The organism is Streptomyces sp. NPDC060002, assembly GCF_042737245.1.
Lineage (GTDB): Bacteria > Actinomycetota > Actinomycetes > Streptomycetales > Streptomycetaceae > Streptomyces.
The window spans coordinates 128,360-146,477 of record NZ_JBHWUW010000018.1 but is presented as its reverse complement, the minus strand read 5'-3'; the positions used below and the strand labels follow the sequence as shown (position 1 = coordinate 146,477).

Here is an 18,118-nt window from a genome sequence, read left to right as displayed (position 1 = left end):
GCTCCGGCGCCCGCTCCGGCCGCCGCCGCCCCGGCCCCGGCCCCCGCGCCGGTCGCTCCGGCTCCGGTCGCCCCGGCCGCCCCCGCGCCCGCCGCTCCCGCGGGTGACGACGGCGCCTACGTGACCCCGCTGGTGCGCAAGCTCGCCGCCGAGAACGGCGTCGACCTGGCCGCCGTCAAGGGCACCGGTGTCGGCGGTCGTATCCGCAAGCAGGACGTCCTCGCCGCCGCCGAGGCCGCGAAGGCGGCCGCCGCGGCTCCGGCTCCGGCTCCGGCCGCCGCTGCCCCGGCAGCCCGGAAGACCCCGACGCTGGAGGCCTCTCCCCTCCGCGGCCAGACCGTCAAGATGCCCCGCATCCGCAAGGTCATCGGCGACAACATGGTCAAGGCGCTGCACGAGCAGGCGCAGCTGTCCTCGGTCGTCGAGGTCGACATCACCCGGCTGATGAAGCTCCGCGCGCAGGCGAAGGACTCCTTCGCGGCCCGCGAGGGCGTCAAGCTCTCCCCGATGCCGTTCTTCGTGAAGGCGGCGGCCCAGGCGCTGAAGGCCCACCCGGCCGTCAACGCCCGGATCAACGTGGACGAGGGCACGATCACCTACTTCGACACCGAGAGCATCGGTATCGCGGTGGACTCGGAGAAGGGCCTGATGACCCCGGTCATCAAGCACGCGGGCGACCTGAACATCGCCGGCATCGCCAAGGCCACGGCCGACCTGGCGGGCAAGGTCCGCGCGAACAAGATCACCCCGGACGAGCTGTCCGGCGCGACCTTCACCATCAGCAACACCGGTTCGCGCGGCGCGCTGTTCGACACGATCATCGTGCCGCCGAACCAGGTCGCGATCCTCGGCATCGGTGCCACGGTCAAGCGTCCGGCCGTCATCGAGACGGAGGAGGGCACGGTCATCGGCGTCCGCGACATGACGTACCTGACCCTGTCCTACGACCACCGTCTGGTCGACGGCGCCGACGCGGCCCGTTACCTGACCGCGGTCAAGGCGATCCTGGAGGCCGGCGAGTTCGAGGTCGAACTCGGCCTCTGACCTCCCAGGGCTCGACAGCGGGTGCCCCCGTCCGGAACTCTCCGGACGGGGGCTTCCGTCTGTCGGCTCCGGGCGGCGCCTGTCCGGTACCGGTCTTTACAGGCAAGTCCCGGTGTGAACGTGTAAGTCTCGTCTCACCTGCTCGAAAGCGCCCCCGTGCGCCTCTCCTGCGTGGGCCCCCGGCCGTATTGTCTAAACGTCAAACGCCCCCGGAGGCCCGTGCGGCCCCTCTTCGAAGGAGCCTTCATGACCGCGCCCGTCGTCCACTCGCTGCGCGAACAGATCCGCGAGCACATCGTGGAGGGGATCGTCAGCGGGCGCTGGCAGCCGGGCGAGCGGATCGTGGAGCGCCGGATCGCGACCGAGCTGGAGGTCAGCCAGACTCCGGTGCGGGAGGCGCTGCGCGAGCTGGAGTCGCTGCGGTTGATCGAGTCCGCGCCGAACAAGGGCGTGCGGGTGCGCAACCTCACGGCCGCGGATTTGGAGGAGAGTTACCCCGTCCGGGCCGGTCTGGAGGCGATCGCGGCGGAGCTGGCCGCGCAGCGGCTGGCCGAGGACTGCTCGGCCCTCGAACCGCATGTCGCCGCGCTGTACGAGGCCGACCGCGCCGCGGACGGCACCGGCCAGGTGCGGCACACCGTCGGTTTTCACCGGGAGCTGGTCCGGGCGGCCGGCAACTCGGTGCTGCTGCACACCTGGGAGGGCCTCGGCATCGAGGTGTTCACGGCGCTGTCGATCCGCTGGCTGGGGACCGTGCAGCAGTCGTACGCGGAGGAGCACGAGGAGCTCGTCCAGGCGTTCCGGCGGCGGGATCCGAGGATCGCCGAGCTGGTGAAGGCGCATGTCCTCGGGTGTGCTCCCCGCCCCTAGTTCAGTGGAGCGTACACGCGCTCATACGTGGGCTCCGACCTGCGAAAAGCCTTGATCTACGCGGCACGGGGTGCCTGCCCGAAAGGCACCCCGTGCCTAGTTTCTCGCAATCGAGAGGTTTTGCCCTTCAACCCTTTGATCGATCATCGATCAGGGGGTTACAGTCGCCGACGGGCCACGGACGGAGCCACACTCGGCGCCGCACCGAGCCCCACGCCCTGTCCTGCCAAAGACCAAGGGCACCCCCCGAAACACCTCACAGGGAACCCCCTTCGACTGAGGAAGGCGGCGACATGACCGACCCCCAGGCCATCCAGCCGAGCGCGCTCGACCAGCTCCCCGACCGGGACCCGGAGGAGACCGCCGAATGGCAGGCCTCCCTGGACGCGGTCGCCAAGGCGGCCGGGCCGCACCGTGCCGCATACCTGATGCGCCGCACGCTGGAGCGTGCCGAGGGCAACGGCATCGCGCTGCCCAAGCTGCTCGAGACGGACTACGTCAACACCATCCCCACCGCCGCCGAGCCGTCCGCGCCCGGTGACGAGGGGTTGGAGCGGCGGATCACCGCGTGGAACCGCTGGAACGCGGCCGCGATGGTGACCCGGGGCAGCAAACACGGCGTCGGCGGCCACATCGCCACCTTCGCCTCCGCCGCCTGGCTCTACGAGACCGGCTTCAACCACTTCTTCAAGGGCAAGGAGGCCGACGGCTCGGGCGACCAGCTCTACATCCAGGGCCACGCCTCCCCCGGCATCTACGCCCGCGCCTTCCTCGACGGCCGGCTGACCGAGCAGCACCTCGACAACTTCCGCCAGGAGGCGGGCGGCGAAGGCCTCCCGTCGTACCCGCACCCGCGCCGGCTGCCCTGGCTGTGGGAGTTCCCGACGGTGTCGATGGGCCTCGGCCCGCTCTCCGCCATCTACCAGGCGCGCTTCAACCGCTATCTCACCAACCGCGGCATCAAGGACGTCTCCGCGTCCCACGTGTGGGCGTTCCTCGGTGACGGCGAGATGGACGAGCCCGAGTCGACGGCGGCACTCGCACTCGCCTCCCGCGAGGGTCTCGACAACCTGACCTTCGTCATCAACTGCAACCTCCAGCGCCTCGACGGCCCGGTCCGCGCCAACTTCAAGATCGTGCAGGAGCTGGAGGCCCAGTTCCGCGGCGCGGGCTGGAACGTGATCAAGTCGCTGTGGGGCTCCGCCTGGGACGAGCTGTTCCAGCTCGACACCACGGGCGCGCTCGTGCGCAGGCTGCGCGAGGTACCGGACGCCCAGGTGCAGACGTACCAGACACGTGGCGCCGCCTACATCCGCGAGGACTTCTTCGGCAAGGACCCGGCGCTCGCCGAGCTCGCGAAGCTGCTGAGCGACGACAAGATCCTCGAGTGTTTCCACCTCTCCCGCGGTGGTCACGAGGCGCGCAAGGTGTTCGCGGCCTACAAGGCGGCGGTGGAGTTCAAGGGCGCCCCGACGGTCATCCTGGCCCAGACGGTCAAGGGCCACACCCTCGGCGAGGGCTTCGCGTCGAAGAACGCCAACCACCAGATGAAGAAGCTCTCGGTGGACGAGTTCAAGGCGATGCGCGACCTGCTGGAGCTGCCGATCTCGGACAGCCAGTTCGTCGACGGCGTCGTGCCGTACGGTCACCCGGGCGCCGACTCGCCCGAGGTGCGCTACCTCCAGGAGCGTCGCGCGGCCCTCGGCGGCCCGGCCCCGGCCCGCCGTACGCACGCGCTCGCCCCGCTGCCGGCCCCGGCGGAGAAGGCGTTCGCCTCCTTCGACAAGGGCTCCGGCTCCCAGAACATCGCCACCACCATGGCCTTCGTCCGCCTGGTCAAGGACCTGGTCCGCGACAAGGAGACGGGTAAGCGCTGGGTGCCGATCGTCCCCGACGAGGCGCGCACCTTCGGCATGGAGAGCCTGTTCCCGTCGCTCGGGATCTACTCCCCCAAGGGCCAGACGTACGAGCCGGTCGACCGTGACCAGCTGATGTACTACAAGGAGGCCGAGAACGGCCAGATCCTCAACGAGGGGATCACCGAGGCCGGTTCGATGGCCGACTTCATCGCCGCGTCCACCGCGTACTCCACGCACGGTGAGGCGATGATCCCGTTCTACATCTTCTACTCGATGTTCGGCTGGCAGCGCACGGCCGACCAGATGTGGCAGCTCGGCGACCAGCTGGGCCGCGGCTTCCTCGTCGGCGCCACGGCCGGCCGTACGACCCTGACGGGCGAGGGCCTCCAGCACGCCGACGGCCACTCCCCGGTCATCGCCGCGACCAACCCGGCCGCCCTCAGCTACGACCCGGCGTTCGCGTACGAGATCGCGACGATCGTCAAGGACGGTCTGCGCCGGATGTACGGCGAGGCGGCTCCGGGCGAGGACCCGAACGTCTTCTACTACCTCACCGTCTACAACGAGCCGATGCCGCAGCCGGCCAAGCCGTCCGCGGCCGGTGTGGACGAGGGCATCCTCAAGGGCCTGTACCGCTTCAACACCGCGGAGTCGGCGGGCGTGGACGTGGCGGCGGCCAACGCCCCGCGTATCCAGCTCCTCGGCTCCGGCACGGCGATCCACTGGGTCCTGAAGGCACAGCGGCTGCTCGCCGAGGAGTGGGGTGTGGCCTGCGACGTGTGGTCCGCGACCTCCTGGACCGAGCTGCGCCGCGACGCGCTGGAGGCCGACGCGGCCCTGCTGCGCGGCGAGGAGCGCCTGCCGTACGTCCGTCAGGCCCTGCAGGGCGCCGAAGGCCCGGTCCTCGCGGTCTCCGACTACATGCGCCAGGTCCCGGACCAGATCGCGCAGTGGGTCGAGCAGGACTGGTCCTCGCTGGGCGCGGACGGCTTCGGCCTCTCCGACACCCGTGAGGCGGCCCGCCGCCACTTCGGCGTCGACGCGCAGTCGATCGTCGTCGCGGCCCTGGCCCAGCTCGCCCGCCGCGGCGAGGTCAAGGTGGCCGCGGTGAAGGAAGCGCGCGAGCGTTACGGGCTGTAGGCCCGGGGGTTTCGATGGTGAAGGGCCCGGCGGCCGAAGCCCGCCGGGCCCTTCACCATCTCCCCGGCCCTACGACGGCAGGCGCGGCCCGGATGTGGCTGGTCGCACCCCCGGACAGCCGCACCCGACCACCGGCAAGATGAACGCATGCGCGCTGCCCGCCTCATCAAGATGGTGCTCCTCCTCCAGTCCCGGCCCACCATGACCGCGTCCGAACTGGCCCGGGAACTGGAGGTGTCGGAGCGGACCGTCACGCGGGACGCGCAGGCGCTGTCCGAGGCCGGCGTGCCGGTGTACGCGGAGCGGGGGCGGGCGGGGGGTTACCGGCTCGTCGGGGGATACCGGACGCGGCTCACGGGGCTGGGGCGCGGTGAGGCCGAGGCGCTGTTCCTGAGCGGGGTGCCGGGGGCGCTGCGGGAGATGGGTCTCGAGGACATCGCGTCGGCCGCGCGGCTGAAGGTGTCGGCGGCTCTGCTGCCCTCCCTGCGGGACGCCCCGCGTACGGCGGCGCAGCGGTTCCATCTGGACGCGCCCGGCTGGTTCCGGGAGCCGGCGGCGCCGGCCCTGCTGCCGGTGATCGCGGACGCGGTGTGGGACGACCGGTGTGTGAGTGCCCGCTACCGGCGCGGGGAGAGCGAGGTGGTGCGGGAGCTGGAGCCGTACGGGCTCGTGCTCAAGGCGGGGGTCTGGTATCTGTGCGCCCGGGTCGGCGGGGCGGCGACGGGGACGGGGACGGGGACGGGGGCGTTCCGGACCTACCGCATCGACCGGTTCGTCGGGGCCGACGTCATGGAGGATCGTTTCAGCAGAGACGACGACTTCGATCTGCCCGGGTTCTGGGGCGCGCAGGCCGAGCGGTTCGCGCGGTCCATCCTGCGGGCCGAGGTGGTCCTGCGGCTCTCCGGGGCCGGGGTGCGCAACCTGCCGTACGCCGTGGATCCGGTGGCCGCCCGGGACGCGCTGGCGGGTGTCCCGGAGCCGGACGGGACGGGCTGGGTGACGGTCACCCTGCGGGTCGAGTCGGAGGAGGTGGCGCACACACAGCTCGCGGCGCTGGGGCCGGAGGCCGAGGTGCTCTCCCCGGCCACGCTGCGGGAGCGGTTCGCCGCGGAGGCGATACGGCTGACGAAGCTCTACGGGCGTCGGGAAGGGTGAGGATCCCGCTGGAATCCCCGGCACTCCGGGTGCGTGGCGCCCTGCGAGGCACGATGCTGGACGCGTGATGGACGAGACGGAGTTCTGGGAGCTGGTCGACGCCTCCCGCGAGGCCGCCGGGGGCGACCCGGAGGAGCAGGCGGACCTGCTCGTGGAGCGGCTGCTCCGGCTGGACCCGGAATCCGTGCTCGACTTCGCCCGGCACTTCGAGTCCCGCTACAACCGCGCCTACCGCTGGGACCTTTGGGGCGCTGCCTGGCTGCTGCTGGACGGGGCCAGCGACGACGCCTTCGACTTCTTCCGGTGCTGGCTGATCGGACAGGGCCGCGAGGTCTTCGAGGGGGCCCTGCACGGCGACCCGGACTCGCTCGCCGATCTGCTGGACGACTTCGACGAGGAGATCGACGGGGACGCCGAGGAACTCGGCTACGCGGCCGACGAGGCCTACGAGCAGCTCACCGGGACCGTCGCCCCGGACCTGGGCATTCCGCCCGCGCCCGCCGAACCCGAGGGCACGCCGGTCGCCTTCGAGAACGAGGGGGCGCTGGCCGAGCGGTATCCCCGGCTGTGGCAGCGCTTCAAGGAGTGACCCGGGCCGGCGGTCACACGGCGAGCTTGCGGCGGGTGCTGTCCGTCGGAATGTACGCCTGCGACTGATCGACCCGCACCGCATGGTGCATCGGCGCCCTGTTGGCCTGCTCCAGGGCGGAGGCGGTGGTCGCGGCCGGGCCCAGGACGACCGCGGCGACGGCGCAGAGCACGGTCCAGGGGCTGCGCGCGGCCCGGGCCCAGCCCGGGCTCTGCTCCGTGGTCCCCGCGTTGCCCGTGCCTCCCGTGGCTTCTGTGTTCCCCGCGTGCCCCGCGTGCCCCGCGTGCCCTGCGGACCGGTGGTTACGACTGCTGTTCATGATCCCCGCCTCCAGTCGGTTTGTGTTGTGCATGACCGTAGGACGCGGGGATGGGAGAACCCTGAACGCCGCCTAAGGCGTTCCTGTGAGACTCCGGACGGCCCGGGCGGCCGCTCTGCCCTGGAGCCGGGCCGCCGTCTCACGGATCTCCGGCAACCGCGCGGTGAGGGCGGCACCGGGGCAGCTGGTCATGTAGCCGTCCCTGTGACCGGCCAGCGCGGGGAGGGTGGCGGTGACGCCGACGGCGAACCGGCTGCGGCTGTTGCTGGAGGTGAGCCGGACGTCCGCGCGCGGGTCGACGTCGGACAGCCCGAGCTTCCACGCGGTCAGGGCGGCGATCGCGTCGACCATCGCCTGCGGCACCGGTACCCCGGCGGTGAACGTGCCGAGTGCGGCGATGCCGGCCGTGCGGTGGTTGAAGCCCTGGGTGTGGGCGCCGGTGACGGCGCGGTCGACGCCGCCCGCGCGGCCCTCGTAGATGGTGCCGCAGCGGTCGACGAGGAAGTTGTAGCCGATGTCGTCCCAGTCCCGGGCGCCGGTCTGGCCCGCGTACAGGTAGCGGATGATCCGGGGCGCGTCGGCGCAGTCGTAGCCGTTGGGCGAGTCGGTGTGGTGCACGAAGACGGCGACGACCTTGTCGTCGTAGCGCGGGGGCGGCTGCGCGTGCCGGGCGAGGTCGTCCAGCCAGGCGGCGCGGGGCACGATGGGCGGCCGGAGCGCCGGGTGGGCGACGGCGGGCCGGGCGGCGGGCGGGCGGGTGCCCGACGCGGCCGTGGCCGCGTGGTCGACACCGCCCGCGCACAGCCCCAGGGCGGCCACGGCGGCGAGCCCGGGCAGGCAGCCCAGGAGGACGAGGAGCGGGCCCGGTATCCGCGCCGGGCGCCGTCCTCGCGTTCCCCGCGCGCCGCGGGCGGCCGGTCGGAGGGCACACATGAACCCACTGTCGACCGGTTCCGGTCCGTCCGCGATGTGTGCTGTGCCACCTGGTGGAACCATCCTCCCGGTCCACGACGTTTTTCGGGGTACACGCACGCGTGGCCGATTCGGACGGTCACGCGCGCGTGATCGATGGGTAGCTGATCACTGGGTCCTTCCCGCACGTACTCACCGACCAGGAGTTCCAAGAGAAAGGCGGGCCGTGTGGACCTGCTCGACATCCTGCTGGTGCTGGTGATCCTGGCCTACGCCGGCTCCGGCTACCGGCGCGGACTGGTGGCCGGCTGCGTCTCGCTCGCCGGGTTCGTGGGCGGCGCGGTGATCGGCGTGTGGGTCCTGCCGTGGCTGATGGACCTGGTGACGCCGGGGACCACGGCGGCGACGGTGACGGCGGTGTGCACGGTCCTCCTCCCCGCGGTGGCCGGGCACGAACTGGCGGGGCGGCTGGCGCTGCGGTTGCGCCGGGAGCTGGACCGCGGGCCGCTCAGGGTGGCCGACGGGGTCGGCGGGGCGGCTGCGAACGCGGTGGCGGTGCTGATCGTGGCGTGGGTCGCGGCGAGCGTGCTGGGCGCGTCCTCGTCCCCGGTGGTCACGTCGTCCATACGGGACTCCCGGCTGCTGGGGGCCGTGCAGGACGCCATGCCGGACACCACGCCCACCTGGTTCGCGCGGGCCACCTCGGCGCTGACCCAGGCGGGCTTCCCGCAGGTCTTCAACCCCTTCGAGAACGAGTCGACGGCCGAGGTCGCCAAGCCCACCGGAGACAGCGTCACACCGAGCGCGACCGAGGCGGCCAAGCGGAGCACGGTGAAGATCGAGGGCGTCTCGGGCGACCAGGGCCGCGAGGGCAGCGGCTTCGTGTACGCGAGCGAGCATGTGATGACCAACGCTCACGTGGTGGCGGGCATCGACGACCCGACCGTACGGATCGGCGGCGTGGGCCGGTCGTACGACGCGCGCGTGGTGCTCTTCGACCCGGACAAGGACGTGGCCGTGCTGTACGTGCCGGACCTGAGGGCGCCGGTCCTGAGCTTCGACGACGCCGCCTCGCGCGGGGACTCCGCGGTCGTCGCCGGCTATCCGCAGGACGGCGACCTGAACCTCCAGGCGGCGACGGTCGCGAACCGGGTGAAGGCGACCGGCCGGAACATCTACAACGACGAGATCGTCACCCGCGAGATCTACTCGATACGCTCCACCGTCCGCCCAGGCAACTCAGGCGGCCCGCTGCTGACCACCGCGGGCCGGGTCTACGGCGTGGTCTTCGCCCGCTCCACCTCCGACGACGAGACGGGGTACGTGCTCACGGCGGCCGAGGTGGCCGGCGACGCCGAGCGGGCGGCGAAGGCGACCGAGCCGGTGGACACGGGGAAGCTCGCGACCTCCTGAGCCGCGCGCGGCGCTCTACAGCGGGCGCCCCATGAACACGTCGTCCACGTACTCGCCGGCCAACAGGAACTCCTCCGGCAGGACGCCCTCCACCACGAACCCCTCGGACTCGTAGAGCCCCCGGGCCGGGGTGTTGGGGCCGAGGACGCGCAGGGTGATCCGGCGGGCGCCCTGCCGGCGGGCCTCCTCGAGGGCGGCCCGGATCAGTGCCCGTCCGACGCCCCGGCCGCGCCCCTCGTCGAGGACGGCGAGGCCCTGTATCTGCCGGACGTGCGCGTTGCAGGCGAGCGAGGTGGGCAGGGCGAGGCGGACGTAGCCGATGACACGGCCGTCCAGTTCGGCGACCAGATAGTCCTCGGGGACGTGGCGCTCGTCGAAGAAGGGGGCGTACGGCGGCTCCGGCTCGGGCATGACCGCGTGCAGGGGGGACCAGGTCAGACGGTCGACGAGGGCCAGCGACTCGGCGTCGGCGGGCCGTGCGGTGCGGATACGGGGCGCGGAAGGTTCGGGCATGGCCGTCACCCTATGGCGGGGAGCCGGCGACCGGACCGGGGTTTTCTCCGCCCACCGGGCAGGATGGCCGCATGGAACGTGAGCGAATCGCGGTGGCCGGTGCTTCCGGCCTGATCGGCAGCGCCCTGGTGCGGTCCCTGACCGCGGACGGACACCAGGTGGTACGGCTCGTGCGCCATGCGCCGCGGGGCGCGGACGAGGTGCGCTGGGATCCCGAGCGGGGGCAGGTGGACACGGCCGGGCTCGCCGGGTGCGCCGCCGTGGTCAATCTGGCCGGGGCGGGGGTCGGCGACCGGCGCTGGAGCGAGGCGTACAAGAAGCGGATCCACGACAGCCGGGTGCACGGCACGACGGCGCTGGCGAAGGCCGTCGCCTCGCTCGACGAACGGCCGCGGGTCTTCGTGAACGGCAGCGCGATGGGTCTGTACGGCGAGACGGGCGAGCGGGTGGTGGACGAGGACTCACCAGCCGGGAGCGGCTTCCTGCCGGAGCTGTGCGTGGAGTGGGAGGCCGCCGCGGGCCCGGCCCGGGAGGCGGGCGTCCGTACGGTCCTCACCCGGACCGGGCTGGTCGTGGCGCGCGGCGGCGGGGCCTGGGGCAAGCTGTTCCCCCTCTTCACGGCCGGGCTCGGGGGGCGGATGGGCGACGGCCGGCAGTACTGGTCGTACATCGCGCTGCACGACGAGGTGGCGGCGATCCGGCATCTGCTCGACCGCGACGACCTGTCGGGACCGTTCAACCTGACCGCGCCCGAGCCGCTGACGAACCGGGAGATCACCGAGGCGATGGGGCGGGTGTTGCGCCGGCCGACGCTGTTCTCGGTGCCGGCGCCGGTGCTGCGCTCGGTGCTGGGCGAGATGGCGGGGGACGTGCTGGGCAGCGCGCGGGTGGTGCCGAAGCGGCTGCTGGAGTCCGGGTTCACCTTCGCGTTCCCCGGGATCGAGGACGCCATCCGGGCAGCCTGATCCTTCACGTGACCGTATGCGACCGTCGTGCGACCGTGCCCTGTCCATGCGCGACTGTTCCTGACCGATCACGGCCCTAACCTCGACCCGAACTCGGGTATCCGGGACGGCTGTTGGGGGCATGACGTCTCCACCGGCCGCGCAACCTCGAGGAGGGGCACGTGCTTGAGCCCGCGTACCAGGCAGACGTCGTCGTAGTGGGAGCCGGTGTCGCCGGACTCTCCGCCGCGCACCGGCTGGCCAGCGCAGGAGTAACGACCGCAGTCCTGGAGGCCGCTCCTTACGTGGGCGGCCGCATGTCGACGGAGAAGGTCGACGGGTTCCGGCTCGACCGCATCGGGCAGCTGCTGTCCACGGCGTATCCGGAACTGGCCCGGACCCCGGGGCTGGACGCGCTCGTCCTGCGTCCGTTCGCGCCGGGGGTCCTGCTGCACAGCGACGGGCGCCATCACCGCGCGGGCGCGCAGGCGGGCGCGGGGAGCGCAAGGGGCGCATTGCACGCCGTGCGCGCCCTGGCGAGCGTTCCCCGGCCCGGCGCGCTGCCCAGGCCGCGCGCCGGCGGCTCCCCGGCCGCGCAGGTACGGCCGGCTCCCCCGCCCAGGGTCCGGGCGGGGGCGCCGCTGGGCACCGCCGTGGACCAGGCCCGGCTGGGCGCCGCGCTCACCCGGCTCGCGGTGACCCCCGCCGAACGGCTGATGCGCCGCCCGGAGTCGCCGGCCGCCCAGGCCCTCGCCGCCCGTGGTCTGCCCGCCCGCACGATCGACGGCTTCCTGCGTCCGCTGCTCGCCGCCCTGCTCTGCGACCCGGACCTCACCACCTCCAGCCGGTGCGCGGACCTCGCGCTGCGCGCCTTCGCGGCCGGCCGGATGTCGCTGCCGGAGGGCGGGGCCGAGGTGCTGCCCGAGCTGCTCGCGCGGACACTGCCACCGGGCACCGTGCACACCGGGGTGCGGGTCACCTCGGTCTCCACGACCTCGGTGACCACCGCCGAACACGGCGAGTTCCGCTGCCGCGCCGTGCTGGTCGCCACCGACGCGCGCACCGCCGCGGAGCTGCTGCCCGGGCTGCGGGTGCCCGACTTCCATCCGGTGACGGTCGTCCACCACACGACGGACGACCCGCCCGCGACCGGTGCGTCGCTGCTCCTCGACGCCGACCGGGGCGGGCCGGTCGCGCACACCGCCGTGGTCAGCCGGGTCGACCCCAGCCGCGCGCCCGCGGGACGCGCGCTGATCTCGTCCACGGTCCTCGGCACCCCGCCGCCGGGCGTCGACACCGCCGTACGCATGCATCTGTCCCGGCTGTACGGCACCTCGACCGCGCGCTGGGAGACGCTGGCCGTGCATCACACCGCCGAGGCCGTGCCGGCGATGCGGGCGCCGCACGATCTGCGGCGGGCGGTGCGGTTGCTGGCGGGCCTGTACGTGTGCGGCGACCATCGGGACACCAGCACCGTGCAGGGCGCGCTGCACTCGGCGCACCGGGCCGCGGCGGCGATCGTCTCCGATCTGGGCGCCGCCGGTTCACTGCACGCCGCCGAATCGTTGCCGACGGCCCGTCAGGAGCAGGCCGCGGCATGACCGTCCCGTCCCCACCCCCTGGAGGCTCCGCCCCCAGCCCCCCGGCCTATGCCCACCCACCACCCGACTCGGTAGGTCGAAAGGCAACGCCCGGGCGCTTGAGCCCGCCCGGCGTTCGAGGGTCTGGGGGCTCCGTCCCCTGGGGGTGGGGTCAGCCCAAGGCCGCTACCTTGTCGCGGTAGGTGCGGGCCGGGGCCGCGTCCTTGTACGGCTCCAGCCTGCGCTCGAAGTCCCGGACGTACTCCAGCGCACGGACGGACCGCATCTCCGCCGCCTGCCCGGCGGCCTCCGCGGCCAGCTGGCAGGCCTGGTCGAGCTCGCCGAGGCCGAGCCGGGCGGAGGCGAGGACGACCCGGCAGAACAGCCGACTGCGGGCGTGCGCGGCGGGACGCAGCTGGAGGGAGCGTTCGGCGTGCTGGGCCGCCGCCCGGAACTGCTGGAGGTCGCGGTGGCAGTGCCCGAACTCGTCGGCGAGCTGCGCCTCGTCGAAGAAGCGCGCCCAGTGCGGCACCTCGTCGCCGGACTTGGCCGCCTCCAGCGCCCGTTCCGCGCGGACGAGGGCGGCGGTCGAGGCACGCACCTCGCCGAGCACCCCGTGCCCGCGCGCCTCCGCCGCGTGCAGCAGCGCCTGCACGACGGCCGGAGCGCCCGTGCCGACCCCCTGCTGGGCCACCCGCGCGAGCTGCACGGCCTCGCGCCCGTGGCCGAGGTAGACGGCCTGGCGGCTCATGGTGACCAGGACGAAGGAGCCGTACGCCCGGTCACCGGCCGCCTGGGAGAGGCGCAGGGCCTGGACGAAGTAGCGCTGGGCCAGGCCGTGCGCGGCGATGTCGAAGGAGGTCCAGCCCGCGAGGCGGGTCAGGTCGGCGGCCGCGCCGAACAGACGCCGGCCGGTCTGCTCGCCGTAGGCGCCCCGCAGCATCGGCTCGCACTCGTGCTCCAGATAGCGCACGAGGGCCTGGCGGGCGTGACCGCCGCCGTACCGGTCGTCCAGGGTGCGGAAGAGCTCGCCGACCGAGCGGAGCGCGGAGATGTCGCCGCCGGTGACCCGTTGGCCGAGGCTCCGCTCGCTGCCCTGGCCGCGCTGCCGGGGGACGGCCGCCGGTCCCGGCAGCACCTGGACCGGCGCCACCATGGGCGGCGTGGACGAGGGCTGCTGGGGCACGGGGGGCCGGTGCGCCGGACGGCCCTGGACGGATACCCGGGCGGGCGGTTCGCTGCGGGCGACCTTCTCGTCGGCCCGCCCGATCAGCCAGTCACGGCTCGGCACGACGAGCCCCGCCGGGGTGAAGGCGATCTTGCGGAGCTCGGCGTGGCTGCCGGAGTCCTTGCGCCAGAGGCCCCCGACGATGTCGATGGCCTCCTCGGGCGTACCGGCGAACTCCAGGCCCGCGTAGACGGGGGCACAGGCGTCCAGGCCGAGGTCCTGGGCGGTGAGGCGACGGCCCAGGCGCCGGGTGAAGACCTCGGCGATGAGCGCGGGGGTGGTGCCCCGGGGCTGCTGCCCACGCAGCCACCGGGTGACGGACGTCTTGTCGTATCTGAGGTCCAGCCCGTGTTCGAGGCCGAGCTGATCGACGCGACGGGCCAGTCCCGCGTTGGAGAACCCCGCTTCTGCGATGAGCGCGGCGAGCTGGCGGTTGGGAGTGCGCTGCGCGGGTCGTTCCGTCATCTGCGGTGCGGTCTCCTGCCTCCCGGGCCTTTGACGTGCCCGGATGAAGTGCCCTGCTGCGGTGAGCAGCCCTTTTGGCCTCGAACGGCGCGAATGTAGCGGAGCGTAAGCAGCCGGTCGCACATATCGACGTTCATTCATCCGATCGTGTGAGGATTGACCCCAGAGCTGACGCGGAGCGCGCGGACGTACAGTGGCGTGGGCGCGTTACGTGCCTGACGACTTTCCAGGGAGGCGCTTGCCGTGAGCGAGCTGCGGTTCGTCCGGATGGGGTTCGGCGGGGACGCCGTCGAGTACCAGGAGGCGTGGGACGAGCAACGCCGCGTGCACGCGGCGCGGTTCACCGACGAGGTTCCGGACACCGTGCTGCTCCTGGAGCATCCCCCGGTGTACACCGCGGGCCGGCGCACCGCCGATGACGAGCGCCCCCTGGACGGCACCCCGGTCGTGGACGTGGACCGCGGCGGCAAGATCACCTGGCACGGGCCGGGACAGCTGGTGGGCTACCCGATCCTGAAGCTGCCGCGGCCGGTGGACGTCGTCGCCCATGTGCGGCGCCTGGAGGACGCCCTGATCCGGGTGTGCGCGGAGTTCGGCCTCGAGACCTCCCGGGTCGAGGGCCGCAGCGGGGTGTGGGTGCTCGGCGATCCGGTGGAACAGCGCCCCTCGCTCGGCGGGCTGTCGCTGGACTTCGACCCCCGGCTCACCGACGAGGAGTTCGATCCGCGGCTGAACGGCCCGGAGTACGCCCCCTCGAACGCGGGCCAGCGGCGCGAGGACCGCAAGATCGCGGCGATCGGCATCCGGGTCGCCAAGGGCGTCACGATGCACGGCTTCGCGCTCAACGTGAACCCTGACAACAAGTGGTTCGACCGGATCATCCCGTGCGGGATCCGGGACGCGGGCGTCGCCTCGCTGGCGAACGAGCTGGGCCGCAACGTCACGATCGACGAGGTGCTGCCGGTGGTGGAGCGGCATCTGAAGGACGTCCTCGAGACCGCGGAACCGAAGCCTCGGGAGATCGAGAAGGCGACCGTCTGACCGGGAATGGGCCCCTCGGCTCTGAGGTTGGCCTCACAGCAGGACCCGAAAATCACGGGCGTACCCTGGTGTACGCCGAAGAATCGAAAGTCTACGCAGACAGGCAGGGAGCCGACGTGTCCGCAGTCGCACCCGACGGACGCAAGATGCTGCGCCTGGAGGTCCGCAACAGCCAGACCCCCATCGAGCGCAAGCCCGAGTGGATCAAGACCCGGGCGAAAATGGGTCCCGAGTACACCAAGATGCAGAACCTCGTGAAGAGCGAGGGGCTGCACACCGTGTGCCAGGAAGCCGGCTGTCCCAACATCTACGAGTGCTGGGAAGACCGTGAGGCGACCTTCCTGATCGGCGGCGACCAGTGCACCCGGCGCTGCGACTTCTGCCAGATCGACACCGGCAAGCCCGAGGCGCTGGACCGTGACGAGCCGCGGCGCGTCGGTGAGTCCGTCGTCACGATGGACCTGAACTACGCCACCATCACCGGCGTGGCACGGGACGACCTGGCGGACGGCGGGGCGTGGCTCTACGCCGAGACCGTCCGGCAGATCCACCTGCAGACCGCCGGGCGGGAGGCCGGGCGCACGAAGGTGGAGCTGCTCGCGCCCGACTTCAACGCCGTTCCGGAGCAGCTGGCGGAGGTCTTCTCCTCTCGGCCCGAGGTCTTCGCGCACAACGTCGAGACCGTCCCGCGGATCTTCAAGCGGATCCGGCCCGGCTTCCGTTACGAGCGTTCGCTGAACGTCATCACGGCGGCCCGCGACCACGGGCTCGTCACCAAGTCGAACCTGATCCTCGGGATGGGCGAGACCCGCGAGGAGGTCAGTGACGCGCTCCGGCAGCTGCACGAGGCCGGCTGCGAGCTGGTCACCATCACGCAGTACCTGCGGCCCTCCGTGCGTCACCACCCGGTGGAGCGCTGGGTCAAGCCGCACGAGTTCGTGGAGCTGAAGGAGGAGGCCGAGCAGATCGGCTTCTCCGGCGTGATGTCGGGCCCGCTGGTACGGTCCTCCTACCGTGCCGGGCGCCTGTACCGGATGGCCGTCGAGAAGCGCGGTGCGTTCATCGCCTCACAGGCCGTCTGACGCGACGTCAGCTCCCTTGCGCCGTGCGGCCGCAGGCCGTGTGTGTGAATTCGCGCACAAGATACTACTCGCCAGTAGTGACCGATTCGACGCGGCTCCGGCCGTCCTCGCAGATGAGGGCGTACGCCGGGGCCGCGTCAGCGTTTCGGCCCTGCGCATCAAGGTTTCATTCGTGTTTGACCGGTCGGTCATGCCCTGGTAACACCAAACAGTGACGCTGGTATCACGTCACGTAGAACACAGCCCCGTACCCGAAGCCGTCCGAGGGGGACACCCACCATGCAGGCCGCGCCCGTTCGCGCCACCGCGATCCCGACCTTCAGCACCGCACTGCGCGCCGTCGAGTCGTTGCTCATGAGCAGCGGCCAGCGCACCGCCCGTCGCAACGCCTGGACCTCCGTCCTGGAGGACCGCCGTCGCGCCAAGGACCGGGTCGAGGCGCAGCGCGTCCTCGAAGCGGTCACCTCCGCCCGCCTCTGACCCACCCCTCCCCACACCTCCCCTCCTGCCGTCGTAGGCGCTTCCGGGGCCACGTAGACTTCGTGGCATGGCGAGAAGTGACAGTGCGGCGGACGCCGCTAACCCCGGGCGACTGAAGCAGATCGCTCTGACGTTCAAGATGACCCACAAGGCCGACAAGACGATCGGTTTTGTCCTCGCGGGCGTCTTCCTCATCACCTTTGGCGTCTTTCTCGCGATCGGTTTCCTGATCGGTCACCCGGTCTACCTGGGCATCCTGGGCTTCCTGCTCGCCTTCCTCGCGACGGCGATCGTGTTCGGACGCCGGGCCGAGCGGGCCGCCTTCGGCCAGATGGAGGGCCAGCCGGGCGCCGCCGCGGCCGTGCTCGACAACGTCGGCCGGGGCTGGACCACCACCCCCGCGGTGGCGATGAACCGCAGCCAGGACGTGGTCCACCGGGCCGTCGGCAAGGCCGGCATCGTCCTGGTCGCCGAGGGCAACCCGAACCGGGTGAAGAGCCTGCTGGCCGCCGAGAAGAAGAAGATGAACCGCATCGTCGCGGACGTGCCGGTGCACGATGTGATCGTCGGTACGGGCGAGGGCCAGGTCGCGCTGAAGAAGCTGCGCACCACCCTGCTGAAGTACCCGCGGGTCCTGGCCGGCCCCCAGGTGACCGCCACCAACGACCGGCTGCGCGCCATGGGCGACCTGATGAGCAACATGCCGCTGCCGAAGGGTCCGATGCCGAAGGGCATGCGCCTGCCGAAGGGCGGCGGCAAGGCCCGCTGAGTCACCCTTCCACGTCACGAAGGGGGCGCCCGGATCATTCCCGGCGCCCCCTTCGTCGTACCGGAAACCCCTTGGCCGAACCGGAAGCGCTTCGCCGTACAGGAAACCCCTTGGCCGTACCGGAAGCGCTTCGCCGTACAGGAAACCCTTTGGCCGAACCGGAAGCGATTCGCCGTATCGGAGGATCAGATCCGGACTTCCACCGTGCGGGCCAGGCGGTCGTGCAGGCCGCGGCCGTCGCGGTCCCAGATCAGGGCCGGGAGGGCCAGGCAGAGCAGGATCGTGCGCGCCACGGCGCGCAGGGGGCTGACCGTGCCGGTCTCGACGGACACCACACGCAGGCCGAACAGACGCTTGCCCGGGGTGGAGCCGACCGTGCCGACCGTCAGGACGCTCAGCGCGAAGAAGACGAGCAGAGCCCAGTTGCTGGTCGCCGGGCGGTAGCCGTCCGTGATCAAGCTGTATGCGATCAAGACGCCGAAGCCCCAGTCCACGGCCAGCGCCCCGAGCCGTCGGCCGGGGCGGGCGATCGAGCCCGGCCCCTGCTCCGGCAGACCGAGCTGTTCGCCCCTGTATCCGAAGTCGACACCGGCTTCCTCGGCGGCCGCGCGGGGGCCCGAGAGCCACGAGCCGATTGCATCCCTGTTGTCCACCCGACCACGGTACTGCGCCCGTTTCGCGATACGGACAGGTGGGGTACACCGGGCAGGCTCCG

The 18,118-nt window shown here is 72.2% G+C and carries 17 protein-coding genes; 12 read left to right on the top strand and 5 right to left on the bottom strand.

Annotated features, from left to right (window positions below; all coding sequences use genetic code 11):
• The 5 genes from sucB to ACFWBD_RS18610 form a co-directional block, all read left to right on the top strand.
• On the top strand, positions 1-1,044 hold a 1,044-nt coding region (sucB, locus tag ACFWBD_RS18630; protein ID WP_385667700.1), incomplete at its 5' end, for a 2-oxoglutarate dehydrogenase, E2 component, dihydrolipoamide succinyltransferase.
• Between the two features lie 246 nt (positions 1,045-1,290).
• Complete coding sequence (locus ACFWBD_RS18625; protein WP_385667698.1) at positions 1,291-1,914, top strand: GntR family transcriptional regulator; 624 nt, start codon at positions 1,291-1,293, stop codon at positions 1,912-1,914.
• A 293-nt stretch (positions 1,915-2,207) separates the two neighbouring features.
• On the top strand, positions 2,208-4,913 hold the full coding sequence (aceE, locus tag ACFWBD_RS18620) for a pyruvate dehydrogenase (acetyl-transferring), homodimeric type (protein ID WP_385667696.1): 2,706 nt from the start codon (positions 2,208-2,210) through the stop codon (positions 4,911-4,913).
• Between the two features lie 147 nt (positions 4,914-5,060).
• Positions 5,061-6,068 carry a helix-turn-helix transcriptional regulator gene (locus ACFWBD_RS18615; protein WP_385667694.1) on the top strand — a complete coding sequence of 336 codons (1,008 nt, stop codon included), beginning with the start codon at positions 5,061-5,063 and terminating at the stop codon, positions 6,066-6,068.
• 67 nt (positions 6,069-6,135) lie between these two features.
• Positions 6,136-6,657 (top strand): DUF4240 domain-containing protein, encoded by a 522-nt coding sequence (locus ACFWBD_RS18610; RefSeq protein WP_355703290.1) that lies wholly within the window; start codon positions 6,136-6,138, stop codon positions 6,655-6,657.
• Between the two features lie 13 nt (positions 6,658-6,670).
• Here the strand turns inward: ACFWBD_RS18610 and ACFWBD_RS18605 are convergent, their stop codons facing one another.
• Together ACFWBD_RS18605 and ACFWBD_RS18600 are read right to left on the bottom strand one after the other, a co-directional pair.
• The gene (locus ACFWBD_RS18605) at positions 6,671-6,976 is read right to left on the bottom strand and encodes a hypothetical protein (RefSeq protein ID WP_385667712.1); all 306 of its coding nucleotides are present in this window, start codon (positions 6,974-6,976) and stop codon (positions 6,671-6,673) included.
• 72 nt (positions 6,977-7,048) lie between these two features.
• Positions 7,049-7,909, bottom strand: a complete 861-nt coding sequence (locus tag ACFWBD_RS18600; RefSeq protein WP_385667692.1) for a peptidoglycan recognition protein — start codon at positions 7,907-7,909, stop codon at positions 7,049-7,051.
• A 207-nt stretch (positions 7,910-8,116) separates the two neighbouring features.
• On the opposite strand from ACFWBD_RS18600, the gene ACFWBD_RS18595 reads away from it, so the two are divergent.
• Positions 8,117-9,301, top strand: a complete 1,185-nt coding sequence (locus ACFWBD_RS18595; RefSeq protein WP_385667690.1) for a MarP family serine protease — start codon at positions 8,117-8,119, stop codon at positions 9,299-9,301.
• A 15-nt stretch (positions 9,302-9,316) separates the two neighbouring features.
• On the opposite strand, the gene ACFWBD_RS18590 is transcribed toward ACFWBD_RS18595, so the two are convergent.
• Positions 9,317-9,814, bottom strand: a complete 498-nt coding sequence (locus ACFWBD_RS18590) for a GNAT family N-acetyltransferase (RefSeq protein WP_385667688.1) — start codon at positions 9,812-9,814, stop codon at positions 9,317-9,319.
• A gap of 71 nt (positions 9,815-9,885) precedes the next feature.
• Here ACFWBD_RS18590 and ACFWBD_RS18585 point away from each other — a divergent pair, with 71 nt between their 5' ends.
• Together ACFWBD_RS18585 and ACFWBD_RS18580 are read left to right on the top strand one after the other, a co-directional pair.
• On the top strand, positions 9,886-10,779 hold the full coding sequence (locus ACFWBD_RS18585) for a TIGR01777 family oxidoreductase (RefSeq protein WP_385667686.1): 894 nt from the start codon (positions 9,886-9,888) through the stop codon (positions 10,777-10,779).
• 161 nt (positions 10,780-10,940) lie between these two features.
• Positions 10,941-12,359: an NAD(P)/FAD-dependent oxidoreductase gene (locus tag ACFWBD_RS18580; RefSeq protein WP_385667684.1), complete on the top strand. Its 1,419-nt coding sequence runs from the start codon at positions 10,941-10,943 to the stop codon at positions 12,357-12,359.
• Positions 12,360-12,510: 151 nt separating this feature from the next.
• On the opposite strand, the gene ACFWBD_RS18575 is transcribed toward ACFWBD_RS18580, so the two are convergent.
• On the bottom strand, positions 12,511-14,031 hold the full coding sequence (locus tag ACFWBD_RS18575; RefSeq protein WP_385667683.1) for a regulator: 1,521 nt from the start codon (positions 14,029-14,031) through the stop codon (positions 12,511-12,513).
• A gap of 243 nt (positions 14,032-14,274) precedes the next feature.
• On the opposite strand from ACFWBD_RS18575, the gene lipB reads away from it, so the two are divergent.
• From lipB to ACFWBD_RS18555, 4 genes are all read left to right on the top strand, one after another.
• Positions 14,275-15,072 (top strand): lipoyl(octanoyl) transferase LipB, encoded by a 798-nt coding sequence (gene lipB, locus ACFWBD_RS18570; RefSeq protein ID WP_385667681.1) that lies wholly within the window; start codon positions 14,275-14,277, stop codon positions 15,070-15,072.
• A 116-nt stretch (positions 15,073-15,188) separates the two neighbouring features.
• Positions 15,189-16,154: a lipoyl synthase gene (gene lipA / locus ACFWBD_RS18565; protein ID WP_385667679.1), complete on the top strand. Its 966-nt coding sequence runs from the start codon at positions 15,189-15,191 to the stop codon at positions 16,152-16,154.
• A 279-nt stretch (positions 16,155-16,433) separates the two neighbouring features.
• Positions 16,434-16,634: a hypothetical protein gene (locus tag ACFWBD_RS18560; protein WP_385667677.1), complete on the top strand. Its 201-nt coding sequence runs from the start codon at positions 16,434-16,436 to the stop codon at positions 16,632-16,634.
• A 67-nt stretch (positions 16,635-16,701) separates the two neighbouring features.
• Positions 16,702-17,403, top strand: coding sequence for a DUF4191 domain-containing protein (locus tag ACFWBD_RS18555; RefSeq protein WP_385667675.1), 702 nt, complete (start codon positions 16,702-16,704; stop codon positions 17,401-17,403).
• Positions 17,404-17,588: 185 nt separating this feature from the next.
• Here ACFWBD_RS18555 and ACFWBD_RS18550 read toward each other — a convergent pair whose 3' ends face one another.
• Positions 17,589-18,056 carry an RDD family protein gene (locus ACFWBD_RS18550; RefSeq protein WP_385667673.1) on the bottom strand — a complete coding sequence of 156 codons (468 nt, stop codon included), beginning with the start codon at positions 18,054-18,056 and terminating at the stop codon, positions 17,589-17,591.
• Positions 18,057-18,118 lie beyond the last annotated feature (62 nt).